This is a genomic window from Candidatus Pantoea gossypiicola (assembly GCF_008632075.1).
GTDB lineage: Bacteria > Pseudomonadota > Gammaproteobacteria > Enterobacterales > Enterobacteriaceae > Pantoea > Pantoea gossypiicola.
In genome coordinates this window covers 1-21,597 of sequence record NZ_VWVM01000026.1, presented here as the reverse complement: position 1 = coordinate 21,597, position 21,597 = coordinate 1, and the positions used below count along the sequence as shown (strand labels likewise).

Genomic DNA, 21,597 nt, shown 5'->3' with positions numbered 1-21,597 from the left:
CACGCCTCTCCTTGTGTTCCGTAAACGACGGATAGTTGGTTCTCATACCCGACCGTCTTCAGATAAAAGCGTTGAAACGCGCATTTTATCCCAAACAAGGGCGTTTATTCAGCCCGATAACGGGCTGACGTTACATCATTACCACGTCGAACTGTTCCTGAGTGTAGAGCGCTTCAACATGAACTTTAACCTGCTTACCAACAAAGATTTCCACTTCAGCCAGCGCATGAGACTCGTCGGTTTTTAACGCTTCACCCACTGTCGGTGAAACATAGACCAGGAAACGGTCAGAATCATAGGCGTGGTGAACCCGTACAATCTCACGCATGATTTCATAGCAGACTGTTTCAACCGTTTTCAGGGTGCCGCGCCCTTTGCAGACCGGGCAATCCTGGCACAGGACATGCTCAATGCTTTCACGGGTACGCTTACGCGTCATCTCTACCAGACCCAGCGCCGAGAAACCATTAATCCCGGTTTTAACCCGATCTTTACTGAGCGCGCTTTCCAGTGAATGCAGTACCCGGCGTCGATGGTCTTCATTGCTCATGTCGATGAAGTCGATAATGATGATACCGCCCAGATTACGGAGTCGCAGCTGACGCGCGATCGCCTGAGTGGCTTCAACATTGGTGTTGAATATCGTCTCATCGAGGTTGCGATGACCCACAAATGCGCCGGTATTGATATCAATGGTGGTCATTGCTTCGGTCTGATCGATGATCAGATAGCCGCCTGACTTTAGTTCAACTTTACGATCCAGCGAGCGCTGAATTTCATTTTCAACGTCAAACAGGTCAAAAATAGGCTGTTTACCGTTGTAGAGCTCCAGTTTACCGGCCATCTCGGGGATATATTCACTGGTAAATTCCACCAGCATGTCGCAGGTCAGACGCGAGTCAACCCGGATGCGATCCAGCGCTGCACCCGCAAAATCACGCAGGATACGCTGTGCCAGGGCCAGCTCGCCATAGAGCAGACAGCGGGTCTGGTTGCGCTTTTTACGCTCGCTGACTTTGGTCCAAAGACGTTTGAGAAAAGCCGCGTCCTGCGCCAGCTCCTCTTCGCCAATCCCTTCTGCAGCGGTGCGGATAATAAAGCCGCCCAAATCGTCACAGTAGTCAGCGACTACCGCTTTAAGCCGATCGCGCTCTTTCTCACTCTCGATGCGCTGAGAGACACCGACATGCGATGCGCCTGGCATAAAGACCAGATAACGCGAAGGCAGGGTAATGTCCGTGGTCAGCCGGGCACCTTTGGTGCCAAGCGGATCCTTGACCACCTGAACCACCAGATCCTGCCCCTGACGCACCAGCTCGGCGATATCGCGCACGATGAAATTTTTCTTTTCGTCGCCCGCCACACATTCCGTATGCGGCATGATGTCAGAGGCGTGCAGAAAGGCCGCTTTTTCCAGGCCGATATCGACAAAGGCGGCCTGCATGCCTGGCAGAACACGGCTTACCCGCCCTTTATAAATATTGCCAACAATGCCGCGCCGCGCTTCACGCTCAATATGGATTTCCTGAAGGATGCCGCCGTCAATGTAGGCAACGCGTGTTTCAGAAGGCGTGACGTTAACCAGTAATTCAGCCGTCATGTTGACCCCTTACGGCACGCAGTGACTGGAAATGGCTGAGCAGCTCCGCTGTCTCAACCAACGGTAATCCGACCACTGCATGGTAACTTCCATTAATTTTGCGGACAAAGTTTCCTCCCCTGCCCTGAATGCCGTATGCACCCGCTTTATCCATCGGCTCACCGGTAGCGATATAGTCGTCGATGTCGCTCTCAGTTAAGGTGCGGAATGTCACATCAGTGGTCACGATGCAATCCAGCGCCTGCTGGCTGTCGGCCAGCGCTACTGCCGTCATAACCTGATGCGTATGACCGGAGAGTTTACGCAGCATTGCCTGGGCATCGGCGGCATCGCGCGGTTTTTCCAGCACATCACCATTCAGCACGACAATCGTATCTGCGCCCAGCACCGGCAAATCCTGCGCGGCCAGTTTTACACCCGCCTGCGCTTTGTCATTGGCCAGGCGACGGACATAGCACTCCGCCGCTTCATTCGGCTGACGCTGCTCTTCAACGTCAGTCACGATGCGCTCGAATGTCAGGCCAAGTTGAGTTAACAGCTCACGACGACGCGGTGAACCGGAAGCAAGATAGAGGGTTAACATAAATTTCCTTATTGAACAGCAAACTGGCGACGAATTTTTCTCATAAGTAAGAATAGCCAGGGCCAGAGAATACCGTCGACAACACTGCTCCAGAAAATTTCAGGTCGGAATGAAACGTTGATTACCAGGAATTCTGCCCAGAAGACAATCACATCCATCGCCAGTGACAGCACCATAACCATTAACGCTTGCTGCCACAACGCTAAGTTGCGGAATAACTGGAATTTAAAGGCTATCAGGTAGGCGATGATGCTGAGCGCCAGCGCACGCACGCCAAGCGTGGACCCGGCAATCAAATCCATGATGGCACCCAGCATAAATCCGCTGCCGACGTTGACACGATGCGGCAGTGCGAGAACCCAATAGATAAGGATGAGCAGCAGCCATGAAGGCCGGAACATATAAATCTCATCCGGCCATGGCATGATCTGCAGGACTAACGCGACCAGGAAAGAGAGCCAGATGACCCAACGTCCCTGGCTGCGATATCGACTCAAGGCTGACCCCCGCGTGAACGCGAGGAGTTACTCTGTCCGCTACTGCCACTGCTGACTGTCGACGGAGCAGGCGGCCCCATCTGTGTGGCAGGCGCAGGCGGACCCATTTCACCCGCAGGCGGCAAGACCTGCGGCATCATCTGCATCAGACGCTCATTCGCAACGCGATGAACCTCATCCTGCGGCAGCGGCATATCGCCATTACGATCCGCACCCCACAGCAGCAGCAGATAACGCAGACGCTGCAGACCCGCGGTCGGATGCGCCTGAATCACCGTGTAAGCGCGCTGAGTATCCACTTTCACTGAGGAGACCACGCCCACCGGATAACCCTCAGGAAAACGACCCCCGATACCTGACGTCACCAGCACATCGCCGACCCGAATGTCCGTATTACCCGGCAGATGCTCAAGCTGAAGATCTTCAGTACAGCCGTTACCCGCGGCAATCACACGAATGTCATTACGCAACACCTGAATAGGCAGCGCGTGTGACGCATCGCAGATCAGCAGAACACGGCTGGTGAGCTGTCCAACGGCGATAACCTGACCGACCACGCCTTTGTCACTGATGACCGGCTGACCTTCATAAACACCGTTAACGCTGCCTTTGTCGATCACTACCTGGTCGGTGTAAGGATCGGTGCCGGTAGAGATCACCTGCGTCACCATCTTTTGCTCATCCTGACGCAGCGGTGAACCCAGCAGTTCACGCAGGCGTGCGTTTTCCTGCTTATATTGCCCCAGCATTAGCAGGTTACTGTTTTTCAGGAAGAGCTCACGACGTAACGCTTTGTTTTCCTGCTCCAGTTGCTGACGCGACGCCAGCGACTCCGACACGCCATCCAGCAACTGACGTGGCCCATTAGCCAGGAAGTAAAACGGACTGACCGACGTATCCAGATAGTTGCGTATTTGGGTGAAAGAGCTCACACGGCTGTCGGCAATGATAATGGCAATTGCCACGATGACCGCCAGGAAAAGACGCAACTGCAGGGAAGGTCCCCTGCTAAAAATCGGCTTCATATAATCTGCGTGATCCTCGACAACAGGAGAGGAAGCGACGGCCAAACACCGTGCTTCCCTGGGCTGAACGCACTGTACCGGCATAGATTTCGCCGGCTCACATGCCACTCCCTCGCATGATCATTGCGTTCTCAGCCGGTTGAGGCAATTATTCTTCGCTGAATAAATCGCCGCCATGCATGTCGATCATTTCCAGCGCCTTGCCGCCACCGCGAGCCACACAGGTCAGCGGATCTTCAGCAACAACAACCGGAATACCCGTCTCTTCCATCAGCAGGCGATCCAGGTTACGCAGTAACGCACCACCACCGGTCAGCACCATGCCGCGCTCTGAGATATCGGAGGCCAGCTCAGGCGGACACTGCTCAAGAGCAACCATCACCGCGCTGACGATGCCGGTTAACGGCTCCTGCAGCGCCTCCAGAATTTCGTTGGAGTTCAGCGTGAAACCGCGCGGCACACCTTCTGCCAGGTTACGGCCACGAACTTCGATTTCACGGACTTCATCCCCCGGATAAGCTGAACCGATCTCATGCTTAATACGTTCTGCGGTCGCTTCACCAATCAGTGAACCGTAGTTACGACGCACATAATTAATAATAGCTTCATCGAAACGATCGCCACCAATACGTACGGATGAGGAGTAGACCACACCGTTCAGGGAGATCACCGCCACTTCGGTAGTACCACCACCGATATCAACGACCATTGAACCGGTCGCTTCAGAAACGGGCAGACCTGCACCAATTGCTGCAGCCATCGGCTCTTCAATCAAAAAGACTTCACGCGCGCCGGCACCCTGAGCGGATTCACGAATCGCACGACGTTCGACCTGCGTGGCCCCGACGGGTACGCAGACCAGCACACGTGGGCTGGGACGCATAAAGCTGTTGCTGTGAACCTGCTTGATGAAGTGTTGCAGCATCTTTTCGGTCACGAAGAAGTCAGCGATAACGCCATCTTTCATCGGACGGATAGCGGCAATATTGCCTGGCGTACGACCAAGCATCTGTTTAGCGTCATGACCCACGGCCGCGACACTTTTCGGTGAACCGGCACGGTCCTGACGAATAGCAACCACAGAAGGCTCGTTCAGCACGATGCCTTGTCCTTTTACGTAAATCAGGGTATTCGCGGTACCCAGGTCAATGGACAAGTCGTTGGAAAACATGCCACGAAATTTTTTAAACATACTAAGGGATAATCCTGCAAGCTGGGGGCGGAAAATAAAATCCGCTTACTTTACCAACCACACGAAGCTGCCACAAGGCGCAAAAACGTTCTGCTTCGGTGAAAAAAGACGCCTGATTGCGTTTAAGTCATCTGAACCCGCGATCCGTAGCAGCAGAATGGCGACCAGACGCCATCAGTACTGCATTGCACATGATTTCCGCTCACCATGCCCGACATAAAATTTAACATTTCCGGCACGATAGTTATGGGTTCAGATGCGGCTTAACATTAAAAAAAACCGTCATTTTCTGTCATTACGACAGCAAATCATTAAATACGGTAACGTTGGGAATACTTCTTCACGTTACTGTTAACCGGAAGCGAAGGGGCAAAAAAGTCGCCCTGCCCACCTGCCACCCCCAGCGCCACTAATGTCTGCCACTCCGCTTTGGTGCGGACACCGGTGGCAAACACCTGAATACCTGTGGACTTACAGACCTCCAGCAGACTCTGTACAAACAGCTGATTGGCGGTCCGCCGTTCAATGTTGCGTACCAGACCCGCATCAAGCTTGATCAGTTCCAGCGGCAGCTGTCGTATATAGGCGCTGCTGACGACGGTTAAACCCGCCTGATTCACCGCTACCCGACAGCCAAAAGCCTTAAGTGCGCGGAATACTGGCGTTAAATGGTCGATGTGTTGACAGACATCTGCCTCGGCAAGTTCAAATAAAAATCGTTTTCTTTGTGATTTGGGGCACTGCAGCAGCATATTCTGTAGCCAGAAGACAAATGAACGTTGCAGGAGCGAGGTCATCGTCACCGGCATTACCAGCGTCTCTTCCGGCCAGAGTTCAGAGAGTGCCGCGATGCGCGTGACCAGTTGACGATCCCAGCCATCAGCCATACCGAGCTGCTGCACCAGTGGCATATATTCAGCGGCCAGCACCTCTTTATCGCCGTCAAAGATACGGGTCAGCATGACCCGATGCTGTACTTTACCTTCGGTATTAACGGTGGGTTTATGGTACAGCCGCGGACCACCGCGGCTTAACGTATTCTCCAGCAGGGTTCGCCAGCGCACACTGCCCCGCCCGGCATCCTGAGGATTTCCTTCACCATTAGTCCAGTTATTCCCCCCCAGCAGTGCTGCACGTCGCGTGGCCATTTCGGCATTTTCTATCACCTGCAGGACGGTCTGCCCACTGTGCCAGGCGGTGATTCCGATGTGGATCAGATCATCGCGATTGACCAGGCGCATCGGTGGCAGAGAATCAACAGCATTGATCAGCTGATCGGCAATACTGTTTGCCTCTTTAAGACTGCGATGCGGCAGTAATACGGCAAAATCACTGCGAAAATAGCGTGCCAGCAAAGCGCCGGGATAGCGCAGCACAAAGGTAGAGAGCATGTTGACAAAATTGAACAGGTACTCCTCAACCAGCGCTGGCTCCAGTGAATCTTTCAGTGCGTCCAGATCGGGCAGGCGCACCATCATCACTACACCGTGGGTGCCGACAGCTTCCTGATCTTCCAGCAGGGTTGCGAGCTGGTTATCAAAGAACAGCCGGTTGTTAAGGCCAGTGCGTCCATCCTGCGCGGCAAAGGTGCGGATCAGCGTGTCGATACGCAGACGCTGTTCGCCCGCTTCCTGCAGATCCGCCAGCAGTACATCCATCGCGCGACTTGCCCTGGGTGGCCACTCATCCACATCCCGTTTCGGCACGACCCCGCGTTCGCCATTGATAATCGCCTCTGCCCGCACTTCAAGGTGCTCCATGCCACGCCACTGACGACTGAGCCAGCGATGCAGCAGCAGCAGCAGCAGACTCATCACCAGCATGACGGTAAAAAGAATACCCAGCGTAGAGGTGCCGGTGATTGAGCGCAGCCAGGTTTTGGCAGGATCAAGAGTGACAACCCGCAGCTGTAAGCCGGTCTGGTGCATCAAAGGTACATCGACCTGGATAAAACGATTGGGTTCGTCTTCCAGCATCTGGTTTTCGTGTCGGGAGAGAGTGAGGAAAGTCTGCCTGCCGTTATGAAGGGAAATCTGCTCGGCATTCATTATTGGCATCATACGCGTAAGCCAGTTATGAAGTTGTTCTGGCGTCTCGGAGAACATCGCCTGATCGATCTCGGTCGCCAGCACCTGCGCCCGATGTTCAACCCGCTGATGACTGAACCAGAAAATACTGAATGCGCAGCCTGCCAGCATCAATGACATCGCCAGCAGGCTTAAAAAGGTAATAAACGCAGATAATTTTGTGGTTAATCGCATCCCTGTGCCTGTATTGCTGCGGTGATAACCGGATCACCCCACCTTGTACCGTCAGCCTGACGAAAACGCGAGCAAAATAGCATAATTTGCCGCTGCCGACAGCGCCGAGTCGCATGAAGCCGAAGTATATCGTCGGGATAGGATTGCTGACGTTGATCCCGACACTTTTCAGCGCATTCTCATCGCACAGGCCAGCCAGGAAATTTCACATTTTCAGGGCGAAACTGGCTGATATCAGCGATAGTCATCATGCTGATTGATGTCATCCTGTCTGGAGAAGCCCCATGAAACGCATACCCTGTCTGACCGAAGCCGACGTAACGCCGGAAAGCATATTTAATATGAAGCGCCGCCAGGTGCTGAAAACGCTGGGACTCAGCGCTGCGGCGATGGGTATGCCGGGTGTGGCTAATGCCGATATTCTCAGCTGGTTCAAAGGCAACGATCGCCCACCTGCTCCAGCAGGCCGACCGCTCGACTTCACCAAACCGGCGCAATATCAGGCCGATCTGACGCTGACGCCTGCGGATAAAGTTTCCGGCTACAACAATTTCTATGAGTTCGGACTGGATAAGGCCGATCCGGCTGCCAATGCCGGAACACTGAAAACAGAGCCCTGGAAACTGACCATTGATGGCGAAGTGGCGAAGCCCATAACCCTGGATATGGATGACATCTTTAAACGCTTTGCTATGGAGCAGCGAATCTATCGCATGCGCTGCGTGGAGGCCTGGTCGATGGTGGTGCCCTGGGTAGGCTTTGAGCTGAATAAACTTCTCTCCCTGGCGGAACCCACCAGCAAAGCGCGCTTTGTTGCCTTCCAGACGCTCTACGATCCCGAGCAGATGCCAGGCCAGAAGGATCGCTTTATTGGCGGAGGCCTCAATTATCCCTATGTCGAAGGTTTACGTCTGGATGAGGCGATGCATCCGCTGACGATACTCACCACTGGCGTTTATGGTAAAGCATTGCCGCCTCAGAATGGCGCGCCGATTCGCCTGACGGTGCCGTGGAAATATGGCTTTAAAGGCATTAAGTCGATCGTCAAAATCACGCTGACCGACAGACAGCCGCCAACCACCTGGAACCAGATTGCCGCCGACGAGTATGGTTTTTATGCCAATGTGAATCCCCACGTTAATCATCCTCGCTGGTCACAGGCGACAGAGCGGTTTATTGGCCCAGGCGGCAGTCTGAAGGTCGAACGTCAGCCAACGCTGCTGTTTAACGGCTATGCCGAACAGGTGGCGTCGCTCTACCGCGGCATGGATTTACGGGAGAATTTCTAAGTGGTGCGCCTGTCGATAAAACAGATCATGTGGCTCAAGGTGATCCTGCACCTGGCAGCCCTGTTGCCGCTAATTTACCTGATTTTTGCCGCGATGCAGGGCGGGCTGAGTGCCGATCCGGCGAAAGATATTCAGCATTTTACCGGACGAATGGCGCTGAAACTGCTGCTGGGAACGCTGCTGGTCTCACCGCTGGCGCGTTACGGCAGGCAGCCGCTGCTAATCCGCACCCGCCGCCTGCTGGGCGTCTGGACATTTGTCTGGGCCTCTCTTCATCTGCTGAGCTATTACCTGCTGGAGCTGGGTGCGGACAATCTGCGTCTGCTGGGCAGCGAACTCATCTCCCGGCCCTATCTGACACTGGGGATTATCAGCTGGCTAATATTACTGGCCCTGGCGTTAACGTCGTTTCAGCGCGCTCAGCGCAGGCTCGGTAAACGCTGGCAAACCCTGCACAACGCGGTCTATCTTGTGGCGATTCTGGTCCCGATTCACTATATCTGGTCGGTGAAAACCGTGTCCCCACAGCCACTTATCTATGCTCTCATTGCTGCACTGCTGTTAGCCTGGCGTTACAAAAAATTTCTCAAATGGTGGCCCCGCTAGCGCTTCACCCGTTGTTTTCCTCTGCTGTTTTCTGATAAAAGATGTGGCCCGCAGGCTACATCCGATCATCTTCGCAGATAAGACCAGTATTTTGCTGCGAAATGACACGAAACGGATATAATGCCCGGCTTTATTGCTCGTCGGGTCTTCTTTTTCAGCCTGAAAGGTGACAAATGAAGATTCGCAAGGTATTTTACGCGATGCCTCAATGATTGCGGGAGATGGCAGCACGATGGCGCATAAATTACATATTCTGCTTTTAAACGGCCCCAATCTGAATCTGTTGGGAACACGTGAACCAGAGAAGTATGGTCATACCACGCTGAGTCAGATTGTTGACGATTTGACTCGTCAGGCAGACCAGTTGAATGTGGAGTTGAGCCACCTGCAAACCAATGCTGAATTTCAGCTGATTGATCGCATTCATGAGGCCAAAGGCAATGTGGATTACATCATCATTAATCCTGCCGCGTTTACCCATACCAGTGTCGCACTGCGTGATGCCCTGCTGGCGGTAGAAATACCGTTTATCGAGGTTCATCTCTCCAATGTGCATGCCCGCGAGCCCTTCCGTCATCACTCCTATCTTTCTGATGTTTCTGCTGGCGTGATCTGTGGGCTTGGCGCTGACGGCTACACATGGGCTTTACAAACGGCAGTAAAACGCCTGTCTCAAACTAATTAATCAAACTGAGTACGGAACCCCACTCATGGATATTCGTAAAATTAAAAAACTGATCGAACTGGTTGAAGAGTCTGGCATTTCTGAGCTGGAAATCTCTGAAGGTGAAGAGTCCGTTCGCATCAGTCGTGCACCTGCAAACGTGGGTTACCCGATGATGCAGCAGGCTTATGCTGCGCCGGTTCAACAGCCTGCTCTGGCGACAGCCGTTGCCCCTGTTGCAGCCGTTGCCGAAGCGGCACCGGCTGAAATCAGCGGTCACATTGTGCGTTCACCAATGGTAGGCACCTTCTATCGTACGCCGAGCCCGGATGCGAAAGCCTTTGTGGAAGTTGGCCAGAAAGTGAATGCCGGCGATACCCTGTGTATCGTCGAAGCTATGAAAATGATGAACCAGATCGAAGCTGACAAATCAGGCGTGGTGAAAGCTATCCTGGTTGAAAGCGGTCAGCCGGTCGAATTTGACGAGCCACTGGTTATCATCGAGTAACGGGGCAGATCATGCTGGATAAAATTGTTATTGCTAACCGTGGTGAGATCGCGCTGCGCATTCTGCGTGCCTGTAAAGAACTGGGCATCAAGACTGTTGCGGTTCACTCAAGCGCGGATCGTGACCTGAAGCACGTGCTGCTGGCAGACGAAACCGTCTGCATCGGCCCGGCGCAGTCAGTCAAAAGTTACCTCAACATCCCGGCGCTGATCTCTGCAGCAGAGATCACCGGCGCGGTGGCGATTCACCCTGGCTACGGCTTCCTCTCTGAGAATGCCGATTTTGCTGAGCAGGTTGAGCGCTCCGGCTTTATCTTTATCGGCCCGAAAGCAGACACCATTCGCCTGATGGGTGACAAAGTTTCTGCGATCAATGCGATGAAGAAAGCAGGCGTCCCGACCGTACCCGGTTCTGACGGTTCGCTGACGGATGATATGGAAAAAAACCGTGCCTTTGCTAAGCGCATCGGTTATCCGGTCATCATCAAAGCGTCTGGCGGCGGCGGCGGTCGTGGTATGCGCGTGGTGCGCGGCGACGAAGATCTGGAAGAATCCATCAACATGACGAAAGCGGAAGCCAAAGCGGCTTTCAACAACGACATGGTTTACATGGAGAAGTATCTGGAGAATCCGCGCCATATCGAGATTCAGGTACTGGCTGACGGTCAGGGCAACGCGATCTATCTGGGCGAACGTGACTGCTCCATGCAGCGTCGTCACCAGAAAGTGGTCGAAGAAGCGCCAGGCCCAGGCATCACAGAAGAACAGCGTCGCTTTATCGGCAATCGCTGTTCCCAGGCCTGTATTGAGATTGGCTATCGCGGCGCAGGTACCTTCGAGTTCCTGTACGAAAACGGTGAGTTCTACTTCATTGAGATGAACACCCGTATTCAGGTAGAACATCCGGTAACCGAGATGATCACCGGAGTGGACCTAATCAAAGAGCAGTTGCGTATTGCTGCGGGCCAGCCACTGTCGATTAAACAGGAAGATGTGATCATTCGCGGACATGCGGTCGAGTGCCGTATCAACGCCGAAGATCCGGTGACCTTCCTGCCAAGCCCGGGTAAAATCACCCGCTTCCACGCGCCAGGCGGTTTTGGCGTGCGCTGGGAATCGCATATTTACTCAGGCTACACCGTACCGCCTTATTACGACTCCATGATCGGCAAGCTGATCACCTATGGCGAAACACGTGACGTGGCTATCGCTCGTATGAAAAATGCGCTGGCGGAACTGATCATCGACGGTATCAAAACCAACGTTGAACTGCAGATGAAAATCATGTCCGACGAAAACTTCCAGCACGGTGGAACCAATATCCACTATCTGGAGAAAAAACTCGGCTTGCACGAGAAATAATCGCAACGCTGAGTCAGTCTGAGGCCGGTTAATCCGGCCTTTTTCTTTTGCCGCTGGCGTTAAGGTTGAATCATGGATGCTCGTTTTATACAGGCACATAAAGAGGCGCGCTGGTCGCTTTATCTCACCCTGCTCTGGCTCGTTGCCTGGGGGCTCTCTGCCTGGCTGGGTGGCAGTGAAATCGGTGTTACCGGCCTGCCGCGCTGGTTCGAACTCTCCTGCCTGTTTGCTCCCCTGTTGTTCATTTTTTTGTGCTGGATGATGGTGCGGGTGATTTTCCGTGACATGCCGCTGGAGAATAAAAGTGAACAGTGAAATTATCCTGCCGTTACTGATTTATCTGGTACTGATTGCCGCGCTGTCGGTGTTTGCCGTCCGAAAAAAACGTGAAGGCAGCTTCCTGACTGAATATTTCCTTGGCAGCCGCTCCATGGGCGGATTCGTACTGGCGATGACGCTCACCACTACCTATATCAGCGCCAGCTCATTTATTGGAGGTCCCGGTGCCGCCTACAAATATGGGCTGGGGTGGGTGTTGCTGGCGATGGTGCAGGTGCCCGCCGTCTGGCTGTCGCTGGGCGTTCTGGGGAAAAAGTTTGCCATTCTGGCGCGTAAGCATAATGCGGTGACCCTGAATGACATGCTCTACGCCCGCTATCAAAGCCCGCTGCTGATCTGGCTGGCGAGTCTGAGTCTGCTGATTGCGTTTATCGGTGCCATGACGGTGCAGTTTATTGGCGGTGCGCGGCTGCTCGAAACCGCCGCTGGCATTCCATATGACACCGGTCTGCTGATTTTTGGTGGCACCATCGCGCTCTATACCGCTTTCGGTGGATTCCGTGCCAGCGTGCTCAATGACGCCATGCAGGGCATTGTGATGCTGATTGGCACTTTTCTGCTGCTGTTCGCGGTGATTCATCAGGCAGGTGGCCTGAGCACGGCCGTGCAGAAACTGCATGACATCGATCCTGCTCTGCTTTCGCCACAGGGGCCGGGCGAGATTATTACGCCAACCTTCCTCAGTTCGTTCGTTGTGCTGGTCTGCTTTGGGGTGATTGGCCTGCCGCATACGGCGGTACGCTGTATCTCTTATAAAGACAGTAAGGCCGTCCATCGGGCCATTATTCTGGGCACCATTGTCGTGGTGGTGTTGATGCTGGGTATGCATCTGGCCGGTGCGCTGGGTCGGGCGGTCCTGCCGAATCTGACCGTGCCGGATAGCGTTATTCCGACACTGATGATTACTGTTCTGCCACCGTTAGCGGCCGGTCTGTTCCTGGCAGCCCCGATGGCCGCAATTATGTCGACCATCAATGCCCAGCTGTTACAGGCTTCAGCCACGCTGATTAAAGATCTCTACCTGCGTATTGCCCCACAGCAGCTGGAAAATGAGACGCGACTGCGGCTGTTATCTGGCACCATTACCTTCGCACTGGGTATCCTGCTGCTGATCGCGGCCTGGAATCCGCCCGATATGATTATCTGGCTCAACCTGCTGGCATTTGGCGGCCTGGAGGCGGTTTTCCTCTGGCCGCTGGTTCTGGGCCTCTACTGGGAACGTGCCAATGCCGCAGGTGCCATCACTGGCATGGTAGTGGGTGGAGGCTGCTACGCTTTTATGGCGAGCCTTAACCTGCAGATTCTGGGTTTTCACCCTATTGTGCCCTCCCTGCTTTTAAGCCTGCTGGCATTTCTGGTGGGCAACCTGTTTGGACGCGCGCCGCACGTGGTCGACGCGCCGCAACATTGACGGAAAGAGAGACGTTATGCCGTGGATTCAAATCAAAATTAACAGCTCAGGTGAACATGCGGAAACGCTGAGCGATGCGCTGATGGAGATCGGTGCGGTTTCAGTCACCTTTCAGGATACCAACGACACGCCGGTATATGAGCCGCTACCAGGCGAAACGCGCCTGTGGGGCGATACCGACGTTATCGGCCTGTTCGATGCAGAAACAGATATGGCCCTGATTACTGCCGAACTGGCACAACATCCGCTGCTGGGTGACGGTTTTCGCCACCGGATCGAGCAGATCGAGGATAAAGACTGGGAGCGCGAATGGATGGAAAACTTTCACCCGATGCGCTTCGGTGAACGCCTCTGGATTTGTCCGAGCTGGCGTGATGTTCCGGATCCTGATGCCGTCAACGTCATGCTCGATCCAGGCCTGGCATTTGGTACGGGCACGCATCCGACAACTTCCCTCTGCCTCACCTGGCTTGACGGGCTGGATCTGGCGGGCAAAACAGTGATCGATTTCGGCTGTGGATCCGGGATCCTGGCGATCGCCGCCCTGAAACTGGGCGCGGCTCAGGCAATCGGCATTGATATCGATCCGCAGGCTATTCAGGCCAGCCGCGATAATGCTGAACGCAACGGTGTCTCCGATCGCCTGTCGCTCTATCTGCCCCACCAGCAGCCTGACAATCTGCAGGCTGATGTGGTAGTGGCCAATATACTGGCCGGCCCGCTGCGTGAGCTGGCCCCGCTGATCAGCGTACTGCCTAAGTCTGGCGGTCACCTCGGGCTGTCAGGCGTGCTGGAAAGCCAGGCGGAAGGTGTCTGCGAAGCCTATGAAAGTCAGTTCACGCTTGACCCGGTTGCGGTGAAAGAGGAGTGGTGTCGGATTACCGGAATCAAAGTCTGAAGTCAGCCTCCGGCTTAGCCCACGGCGATGCCTATAGCTGGCACAACGAGGCTAAACAGCACAATCAGCCAGCCTGCAGCGTAAGTTGCGGGCTTTTTCAGGCAGGCATGGAGAGTTGTGCCGTTAATCACGGCATGTGACGTTTTTTATCTGGCGAATTGCCGTACTTTTCTGGAAAAACTTTTGTTCACAATTTCAGCATAAATAAGTAACCCATTGATATTTAATAGTAATTAAAAAAACACCCGATCATCACCCGGATTTCATTGATCTTTCTTGCTGATTGTTCAAAGTTTGGCCTTTCATCTTCCTGCAAAAATGCGTAATATACGCCGCCTTGCAGACACAGTATGGCCATTCTGACTTCATGCGTATTGGAAACCTCCAGCTGAGAAATCGACTGATTGCAGCACCGATGGCCGGTATTACCGACAGGCCGTTCAGGACGCTGTGTCACGAAATGGGTGCAGGCATGGCAGTTTCTGAGATGCTGTCTTCTAACCCGGAAGTCTGGGCTAGCGACAAATCTCGATTACGTATGGTTCACAGTGATGAGCCAGGCATTCGCGCTGTGCAAATTGCCGGTTGCGATCCCAGTGAAATGGCGCAAGCTGCACGCATTAATGTTGAGGCTGGTGCACAGGTCATCGACATTAATATGGGATGCCCTGCCAAGAAGGTTAACCGCAAAATGGCGGGTTCAGCCTTGCTGCAATATCCCGCCGTGGTGGAGTCTATTCTCGCCGCAGTGGTTAATGCAGTGAATGTGCCGGTCACGCTGAAAATTCGTACTGGCTGGGATCCTGAAAACAGGAACTGTGTCGCGATTGCCCAATTGGCTGAACGCTGCGGTATACAGGCTCTGACGATACATGGTCGCACTCGTGCCTGCCTGTTCAACGGAGAAGCTGAATATGACAGCATTCGGACAGTTAAGCAGAGTGTCTCCATTCCGATTATCGCGAATGGAGACATAACTGACCCGCATAAAGCCAGAGCGGTGCTCGACTATACAGGGGCCGATGCTCTGATGATAGGACGCGCTGCTCAGGGAAGACCGTGGATCTTCCGGGAAATCCAGCATTATCTGGACACTGGGGAGCTGCTTGCCCCGCTGCCGATGGCAGAGGTCAAGCGCTTGCTTGTTTCGCATATACGTGAGCTGCACGACTTTTACGGTTCAGGCAAGGGATACCGTATAGCGCGAAAGCACGTCTCCTGGTACCTGCAGGAGCACGCCCCGAATGACCAGTTTCGGCGCACATTCAACGCCATAGAGGATGCCAGCGAACAGCTGGAGGCGTTGGAGGCATACTTCGAAAATCTTGCGTAACGAAATAAAGAGCTGAAAGAACTATGTTCGAACAACGCGTAAATTCTGACGTACTGACCGTTTCTACCGTTAACTCACAGGATCAGGTAACTCAAAAACCTTTGCGTGACTCGGTTAAACAGGCACTGAAGAACTATTTTGCTCAACTGAATGGTCAGGATGTGAGCGACCTGTATGAGCTGGTTTTGGCTGAAGTCGAGCAGCCTCTGTTGGACATGGTGATGCAGTATACCCGTGGCAACCAGACCCGTGCTGCCCTGATGATGGGTATTAACCGCGGTACGCTGCGTAAGAAATTGAAAAAATACGGCATGAACTGATTTTTAGTTCTGTCTGTTAATCACGCCAGCCTTCGGGCTGGCGTTTTTATTTGTGCGTCATCGCACAAAGTAACGGCAGAGAGAGTGAAACAGTTACCTGTCGTATGGTAACTATAGTTGCAATCGCTGGCGTGATATTTCACCCCCTCGCTTTTGTCCGCCGGGATTTAACTTAAATAATATTCTGTCTCCAGCCTTGCTGCCTATGCCCGTCACTGCTGGGTATGTGATTTCCTGCGCATAAAAAAGCAACGCCTTCCCTTCATACATTTCTTCCTGAGCGAGCGCTCACACTGCTCTCACATAGTGAAACTATTTGCACTAAATGTGATCGGGTCGACTCGCATTGCTTCCTTTTGGTGCGCCATATTAGCGAAACTTTCAAGGTGCTTCTGATTATTAACCGTTCTTTCATACGAATTCAGGATTCGCAAACCTGGCATCAGCTTTGCAGAGTCGTGGATGGCTGACCGCCACAGACAGGAAAAACGCACACTAAAGTGCGCAAACATAACAACATGATCCCGCCACACAGGATGCTTTATGAAAAAGATGATGCTCTCTACGCTGATCGCTGCCGCCTCGCTGGTTGCCATTGCTCAGCAGGCACACGCAGGCACCACACTGGATGCGATAAAGAAAAAAGGTTTTGTTCAATGTGGTATCAGTGACGGCCTGCCGGGCTTCTCCTATGCAGATGCTGGTGGCAAGTTTACCGGTATCGATGTGGATGTGTGTCGTGCTACGGCTGCAGCGGTATTCGGCGATGCGACCAAAGTGAAATATACTCCGCTGACCGCGAAAGAGCGTTTTACCGCGCTGCAGTCAGGCGAAGTGGATGTACTTTCACGTAACACCACCTGGACCTCATCGCGTGATGGCGGCATGGGCTTCCTGTTTGCAGGCGTAAACTATTACGACGGCATCGGCTTCCTGACTCACCAGAAAGCTGGCCTGAAAAGTGCGAAAGAGCTGGATGGTGCCACCGTCTGTATTCAGGCGGGAACCGACACCGAGCTGAACGTGGCAGACTTCTTCAAAGCCAACAAAATGCAATATACGCCGGTGACCTTCGATCGCTCTGATGAATCGGCTAAGGCACTGGATAGCGGACGCTGCGATACGCTGGCGTCTGATCAGTCTCAGCTTTATGCCCTGCGTATTAAGCTCGGCAAACCTGACGAATTTATCGTCCTGCCAGAAGTAATCTCCAAAGAACCGCTGGGACCGCTGGTGCGTCGTGGCGATGATGACTGGTTCACCATTGTTAAATGGTCGCTCTACGCCATGCTGAATGCCGAAGAGATGGGCATCAACTCGAAGAACGTTGATCAGATGACAGCTAAGCCGACCACGCCAGATATGGCGCATCTGCTGGGTGCTGAAGGTGATTTTGGTAAAGATCTGAAGCTGGATAACAAGTGGGCCTACAACATCATCAAACAGGTCGGCAACTATCAGGAAAGCTTTGACCGTAACGTCGGTAAAGACAGTGCACTGAAGATCGCGCGCGGTCAGAATGCGTTGTGGAACCAGGGCGGGATTCAGTACGCACCACCGGTACGTTAACAGACCTCACCAATCGGGCACCGTATTCTGCGGTGCCCTACCCCAGCTTTCGTTACTGAGGTTTCAACATGTCACAACGCCCAACCGTGAAAAGGGATTTTTCATTTGGTAATCCCACGGTTCGCGCCTGGATTTATCAGTTCATCGCCGTCGTCGCGGTGCTTGGTGTGGTGGGTTATCTGGTACATAACACCGTCATTAACCTCGCCAATCGCGGTATTACATCAGGGTTTGGATTTCTTGAACGTACTGCTGGCTTCGGCATCGTTCAGCATCTGATTGAGTATACGGAGGGAGATACCTATGCGCGCGTGTTTCTGGTCGGATTAACCAACACGCTGCTGGTCTCTGCACTCTGTATTGTTTTTGCGTCAATTCTCGGCTTCGCGGTCGGTCTTGCCCGCCTTTCTGACAACTGGCTGCTGCGGAAACTCTCGAATATCTATATCGAAACCTTCCGTAATATCCCGCCTCTGCTGCAAATCTTCTTCTGGTACTTCGCGGTATTACGCAATCTGCCAGGCCCACGTCAGGCGCTGAATGCGTTCGACCTGGCCTATGTCAGCAATCGCGGACTCTACGTCCCGTGGCCAACCTATGCACCAGGCAGCTGGCCGTTTGTTATCGCACTGCTGCTGGCTGTGGCTGTCAGCTATGGCCTGTACCGCTTTAACCGTCAGCATCAACTGAAAACCGGTGAGTTACGGCGTACATGGCCCGCAGCCGTTGCAATGCTGATTCTCTTTCCTTTGCTTGCGCACCTTGGGTTTGGTGCAGCAACGCACTGGGACGTGCCGCAACTACGCGGGTTCAATTTCCGTGGCGGCTCGGTGATGATTCCGGAACTGGCAGCACTGACGCTGGCACTGTCGATCTATACCTCGTCGTTTATCGCTGAAGTGATCCGTTCCGGAATTCAGTCGGTGCCGCATGGTCAGCACGAAGCGGCACGATCGCTGGGTCTGCCGAATCCGGTGACGTTGCGTCAGGTGATTATTCCACAGGCCATGCGCGTCATTATTCCGCCTCTCACCAGCCAGTATCTGAACATCGTGAAGAACTCCTCACTGGCCGCTGCTATCGGGTATCCCGATATGGTGTCGCTGTTCGCGGGATCGGTGCTGAATCAGACCGGTCAGGCCATTGAGACAATTGCTATCACAATGGGCGTTTACCTGATTATCAGTCTGCTGATATCGCTGCTTATGAACTTCTACAACCGCAAAATTGCGCTGGTTGAGCGTTAAGAGAACGGGATAACTATGTCTGTCACTACGCATGAAACGCCCCCCGTCCCGACGACTCCTGTCAGTCGCGCCTGGCTTTGGGCTCGTAAAAATCTATTTTCCAGCTGGTTTAATACGTTACTGACGCTGTTTTGCATCTGGATCATCTGGCACGTCATTCCGCCTGCGCTGAACTGGCTGATCTTTCAGGCCAACTGGATTGGTACAACACGCGCCGATTGCACTAAAGAGGGCGCTTGCTGGGTCTTTATCCATGCGCGGTTCGGTCAGTTCATGTATGGGCTTTATCCACATGAGCTGCGCTGGCGTATTAACCTGGCGCTGGTGATTGGTCTGCTGTCGATCGTGCCGATGTTCCTCAAAAGCCTGCCCTATCGTGGACGCTACATTGCGGCCTGGGCCGTCATCTATCCGGTGATTGTCTGGTTCCTGCTGTATGGCGGCTATCTGGGGCTGGAACGTGTGGAAACACGTCAGTGGGGCGGGCTAACGCTGACGCTGATTATCGCGTCGGTGGGGATTGCCGGTGCGCTGCCGCTGGGCATCCTGCTGGCGCTTGGCCGTCGCTCACGGATGCCAGTTGTGCGCACGCTGTCGATTATCTTTATCGAGTTCTGGCGCGGCGTTCCGCTGATTACCGTACTGTTTATGTCATCGGTGATGCTGCCGCTGTTTATGTCTGAAGGTACGACTATCGACAAGCTGGTACGTGCGCTGGTCGGTGTAATCCTGTTCCAGTCTGCTTATGTTGCGGAGGTGGTCCGCGGTGGCTTGCAGGCATTGCCTAAGGGTCAGTATGAGGCTGCAGAGTCGCTGGCACTGGGCTACTGGAAAACGCAGATGCTGGTCATTCTTCCCCAGGCACTGAAGCTCACCATCCCTGGCCTGGTTAACACCATCATCGCACTGTTTAAAGATACCAGCCTGGTCATCATCATTGGTCTTTTCGACCTGTTCAGCAGTGTCCAGCAGGCAACGGTCGATCCGACCTGGCTGGGCATGTCGACTGAAGGTTATGTCTTTGCTGCACTGGTCTATTGGATTTTCTGTTTTAGCATGTCGCGCTACAGCCAGTATCTGGAAAAGCGCTTTCACACCGGGCGTACATCGCACTGAGGTTTTACATGACTGACTCTATGACACACTCTTCCGACGCGTTGATGATTTCGCTTGAGAACGTGAATAAATGGTACGGACAGTTTCACGTACTGAAAGACATCAACCTGCAGGTTAAACCTCGTGAGCGCATCGTGCTGTGCGGCCCTTCCGGCTCCGGCAAATCGACCACGATACGCTGCATCAACCATCTGGAAGAGCATCAGCAGGGACGCATTGTTGTTGACGGTATCCATCTTAATGACGACGTACGTAACATTGAGCGCGTACGCACAGAAGTGGGGATGGTATTCCAGCACTTTAATCTCTTCCCGCATCTGACTGTTTTGCAAAACTGCACGCTGGCACCTTCCTGGGTGAGAAAGATTCCAAAGAAGGAAGCGGATGAACTGGCTATGCACTATCTGCAACGCGTGCGCATTGCAGAGCATGCGCATAAGTTTCCGGGTCAGCTTTCCGGCGGACAGCAGCAGCGCGTTGCCATCGCTCGCTCACTCTGTATGAAACCCAAAATTATGCTGTTTGATGAGCCAACCTCAGCGCTGGATCCGGAGATGGTAAAAGAGGTGCTGGATACAATGATTGGTCTGGCGGAGGATGGGATGACCATGCTGTGCGTCACCCACGAAATGGGTTTTGCCCGAACGGTTGCTGACCGGGTGATCTTTATGGATCGGGGTGAGATCGTCGAAGTTGCGCCACCGCAGGAGTTTTTTGCTAATCCAAAATCGGAGCGTACCCGGGCGTTTTTATCGCAGGTTATTCACTGATTGGACATTTGTTTCGCTGACTACCCGGCCTGCTGCCGGGTTTTTTATGGTCTGAACAGCAGCAGCATTGAGTTGATTAAGCGGATGCGGTTATAAAGGCACGGGAAAGCGGGCTGATAAGAGGGGGGCCTTATTGCAGATTGAGGACTTGCCACAACGAAAAAAGCCCTTCGCATACGCGAAGGGCTCTCTCTTATTTGATGCCTGGCAGTTCCCTACTCTCGCATGGGGAGACCCCACACTACCATCGGCGCTACGGCGTTTCACTTCTGAGTTCGGCATGGGGTCAGGTGGGACCACCGCGCTACAGCCGCCAGGCAAATTCTTTTATTTACCGAACTCGTGTCTTAACTGGTGCTGATACCCAGAGTCGAACTGGGGACCTCACCCTTACCAAGGGTGCGCTCTACCAACTGAGCCATATCAGCACACTAAATTTGATGCCTGGCAGTTCCCTACTCTCGCATGGGGAGGCCCCACACTACCATCGGCGCTACGGCGTTTCACTTCTGAGTTCGGCATGGGGTCAGGTGGGACCACCGCGCTAAAGCCGCCAGGCAAATTCTTTGTGCTCTGTCCTGTGTCTTCTGTGCTGATGCTGCGTTGGCTGCCTTCGCGCTGCTCAGTCACATACGTCAGTATGCTCCTTCACATCGCCCGGTTGCCGCCTTGCCTCAGCGCAGAATCCTTCGGACTTCACTCCGCAGGACACAACTGTTATCCGGTAACAAAGCTGAAAATCTGTCTCTCAAAAACGCCTCTGGCGTTGTAAGGTTAAGCCTCACGGGTCATTAGTACCGGTTAGCTCAACGCATCGCTGCGCTTACACACCCGGCCTATCAACGTCGTCGTCTTCAACGTCCCTTCAGGACCCTCAAGGGGTCAGGGAGAACTCATCTCGGGGCAAGTTTCGTGCTTAGATGCTTTCAGCACTTATCTTTTCCGCACTTAGCTACCGGGCAGTGCCATTGGCATGACAACCCGAACACCAGTGGTGCGTTCACTCCG

The 21,597-nt window shown here is 53.6% G+C and carries 20 protein-coding genes, 1 tRNA gene and 3 rRNA genes; 14 read left to right on the top strand and 10 right to left on the bottom strand.

All coding sequences use genetic code 11. From position 1 onward, the window contains the following. Window positions 1–130 precede the first annotated feature (130 nt). The 6 genes from rng to csrD all read right to left on the bottom strand — a co-directional run bounded on the left by rng (window position 131) and on the right by csrD (window position 7,158). Entirely contained in the window at window positions 131–1,600 is a 1,470-nt protein-coding gene (rng, locus tag F3I20_RS21750; protein ID WP_150015666.1) for a ribonuclease G, read from the bottom strand. After that, a complete protein-coding gene (locus tag F3I20_RS21745) occupies window positions 1,590–2,183 on the bottom strand; it encodes a Maf family protein (protein WP_150015667.1) in 594 nt (197 codons plus the stop codon). The genes rng and F3I20_RS21745 overlap by 11 nt, the downstream gene beginning before the upstream one ends. A gap of 8 nt (window positions 2,184–2,191) precedes the next feature. Continuing rightward, window positions 2,192–2,680 carry a rod shape-determining protein MreD gene (mreD, locus tag F3I20_RS21740; protein WP_013359205.1) on the bottom strand — a complete coding sequence of 163 codons (489 nt, stop codon included), beginning with the start codon at window positions 2,678–2,680 and terminating at the stop codon, window positions 2,192–2,194. Beyond that, window positions 2,677–3,705, bottom strand: coding sequence for a rod shape-determining protein MreC (mreC, locus tag F3I20_RS21735; RefSeq protein WP_150015668.1), 1,029 nt, complete (start codon window positions 3,703–3,705; stop codon window positions 2,677–2,679). Before mreC ends, mreD begins: the two co-directional genes overlap by 4 nt. Window positions 3,706–3,853: 148 nt before the next feature. After that, window positions 3,854–4,897 carry a rod shape-determining protein MreB gene (gene mreB, locus F3I20_RS21730; protein WP_003855260.1) on the bottom strand — a complete coding sequence of 348 codons (1,044 nt, stop codon included), beginning with the start codon at window positions 4,895–4,897 and terminating at the stop codon, window positions 3,854–3,856. Window positions 4,898–5,208: 311 nt separating this feature from the next. Beyond that, on the bottom strand, window positions 5,209–7,158 hold the full coding sequence (csrD, locus tag F3I20_RS21725) for an RNase E specificity factor CsrD (protein WP_150015669.1): 1,950 nt from the start codon (window positions 7,156–7,158) through the stop codon (window positions 5,209–5,211). Window positions 7,159–7,442: 284 nt separating this feature from the next. Here csrD and msrP point away from each other — a divergent pair, with 284 nt between their 5' ends. The 14 genes from msrP to F3I20_RS21655 all read left to right on the top strand — a co-directional run bounded on the left by msrP (window position 7,443) and on the right by F3I20_RS21655 (window position 20,589). Continuing rightward, entirely contained in the window at window positions 7,443–8,447 is a 1,005-nt protein-coding gene (msrP, locus tag F3I20_RS21720) for a protein-methionine-sulfoxide reductase catalytic subunit MsrP (protein ID WP_150038648.1), read from the top strand. Between the two features lie 3 nt (window positions 8,448–8,450). Then, window positions 8,451–9,053 carry a protein-methionine-sulfoxide reductase heme-binding subunit MsrQ gene (msrQ, locus tag F3I20_RS21715; RefSeq protein ID WP_150015671.1) on the top strand — a complete coding sequence of 201 codons (603 nt, stop codon included), beginning with the start codon at window positions 8,451–8,453 and terminating at the stop codon, window positions 9,051–9,053. Between the two features lie 232 nt (window positions 9,054–9,285). After that, complete coding sequence (aroQ, locus tag F3I20_RS21710) at window positions 9,286–9,738, top strand: type II 3-dehydroquinate dehydratase (protein ID WP_033734740.1); 453 nt, start codon at window positions 9,286–9,288, stop codon at window positions 9,736–9,738. Between the two features lie 25 nt (window positions 9,739–9,763). Beyond that, complete coding sequence (gene accB, locus F3I20_RS21705; protein ID WP_013359212.1) at window positions 9,764–10,225, top strand: acetyl-CoA carboxylase biotin carboxyl carrier protein; 462 nt, start codon at window positions 9,764–9,766, stop codon at window positions 10,223–10,225. Window positions 10,226–10,236: 11 nt separating this feature from the next. Then, the gene (gene accC / locus F3I20_RS21700) at window positions 10,237–11,586 is read left to right on the top strand and encodes an acetyl-CoA carboxylase biotin carboxylase subunit (RefSeq protein ID WP_150015672.1); all 1,350 of its coding nucleotides are present in this window, start codon (window positions 10,237–10,239) and stop codon (window positions 11,584–11,586) included. A gap of 72 nt (window positions 11,587–11,658) precedes the next feature. Then, a complete protein-coding gene (locus tag F3I20_RS21695) occupies window positions 11,659–11,901 on the top strand; it encodes a YhdT family protein (protein ID WP_150015673.1) in 243 nt (80 codons plus the stop codon). After that, entirely contained in the window at window positions 11,891–13,336 is a 1,446-nt protein-coding gene (gene panF, locus F3I20_RS21690) for a sodium/pantothenate symporter (RefSeq protein ID WP_150015674.1), read from the top strand. The genes F3I20_RS21695 and panF overlap by 11 nt, the downstream gene beginning before the upstream one ends. A 16-nt stretch (window positions 13,337–13,352) precedes the next feature. Further along, a complete protein-coding gene (prmA, locus tag F3I20_RS21685; RefSeq protein WP_150015675.1) occupies window positions 13,353–14,234 on the top strand; it encodes a 50S ribosomal protein L11 methyltransferase in 882 nt (293 codons plus the stop codon). A 367-nt stretch (window positions 14,235–14,601) separates the two neighbouring features. Next, window positions 14,602–15,567, top strand: a complete 966-nt coding sequence (gene dusB, locus F3I20_RS21680) for a tRNA dihydrouridine synthase DusB (RefSeq protein WP_150015676.1) — start codon at window positions 14,602–14,604, stop codon at window positions 15,565–15,567. Window positions 15,568–15,590: 23 nt separating this feature from the next. Then, window positions 15,591–15,887: a DNA-binding transcriptional regulator Fis gene (fis, locus tag F3I20_RS21675; protein WP_003855228.1), complete on the top strand. Its 297-nt coding sequence runs from the start codon at window positions 15,591–15,593 to the stop codon at window positions 15,885–15,887. Window positions 15,888–16,430: 543 nt separating this feature from the next. Beyond that, the gene (locus F3I20_RS21670) at window positions 16,431–17,456 is read left to right on the top strand and encodes an amino acid ABC transporter substrate-binding protein (RefSeq protein ID WP_150015677.1); all 1,026 of its coding nucleotides are present in this window, start codon (window positions 16,431–16,433) and stop codon (window positions 17,454–17,456) included. A 68-nt stretch (window positions 17,457–17,524) separates the two neighbouring features. Beyond that, a complete protein-coding gene (locus tag F3I20_RS21665) occupies window positions 17,525–18,703 on the top strand; it encodes an amino acid ABC transporter permease (RefSeq protein WP_150015678.1) in 1,179 nt (392 codons plus the stop codon). Window positions 18,704–18,718: 15 nt separating this feature from the next. Continuing rightward, complete coding sequence (locus F3I20_RS21660; protein ID WP_150015679.1) at window positions 18,719–19,819, top strand: amino acid ABC transporter permease; 1,101 nt, start codon at window positions 18,719–18,721, stop codon at window positions 19,817–19,819. 8 nt (window positions 19,820–19,827) lie between these two features. After that, the gene (locus tag F3I20_RS21655) at window positions 19,828–20,589 is read left to right on the top strand and encodes an amino acid ABC transporter ATP-binding protein (RefSeq protein ID WP_010699823.1); all 762 of its coding nucleotides are present in this window, start codon (window positions 19,828–19,830) and stop codon (window positions 20,587–20,589) included. A 202-nt stretch (window positions 20,590–20,791) separates the two neighbouring features. Here F3I20_RS21655 and rrf (F3I20_RS21650) read toward each other — a convergent pair. The 4 genes from rrf (F3I20_RS21650) to F3I20_RS21635 all read right to left on the bottom strand — a co-directional run. Continuing rightward, a 5S ribosomal RNA gene (gene rrf, locus F3I20_RS21650) occupies window positions 20,792–20,907 on the bottom strand. Between the two features lie 34 nt (window positions 20,908–20,941). Continuing rightward, a tRNA-Thr gene (locus tag F3I20_RS21645) sits at window positions 20,942–21,017 on the bottom strand. 14 nt (window positions 21,018–21,031) lie between these two features. Then, window positions 21,032–21,147: ribosomal RNA gene (rrf, locus tag F3I20_RS21640) — 5S ribosomal RNA — on the bottom strand. A gap of 212 nt (window positions 21,148–21,359) precedes the next feature. Continuing rightward, window positions 21,360–21,597: ribosomal RNA gene (locus F3I20_RS21635) — 23S ribosomal RNA — on the bottom strand; the annotation flags it as partial.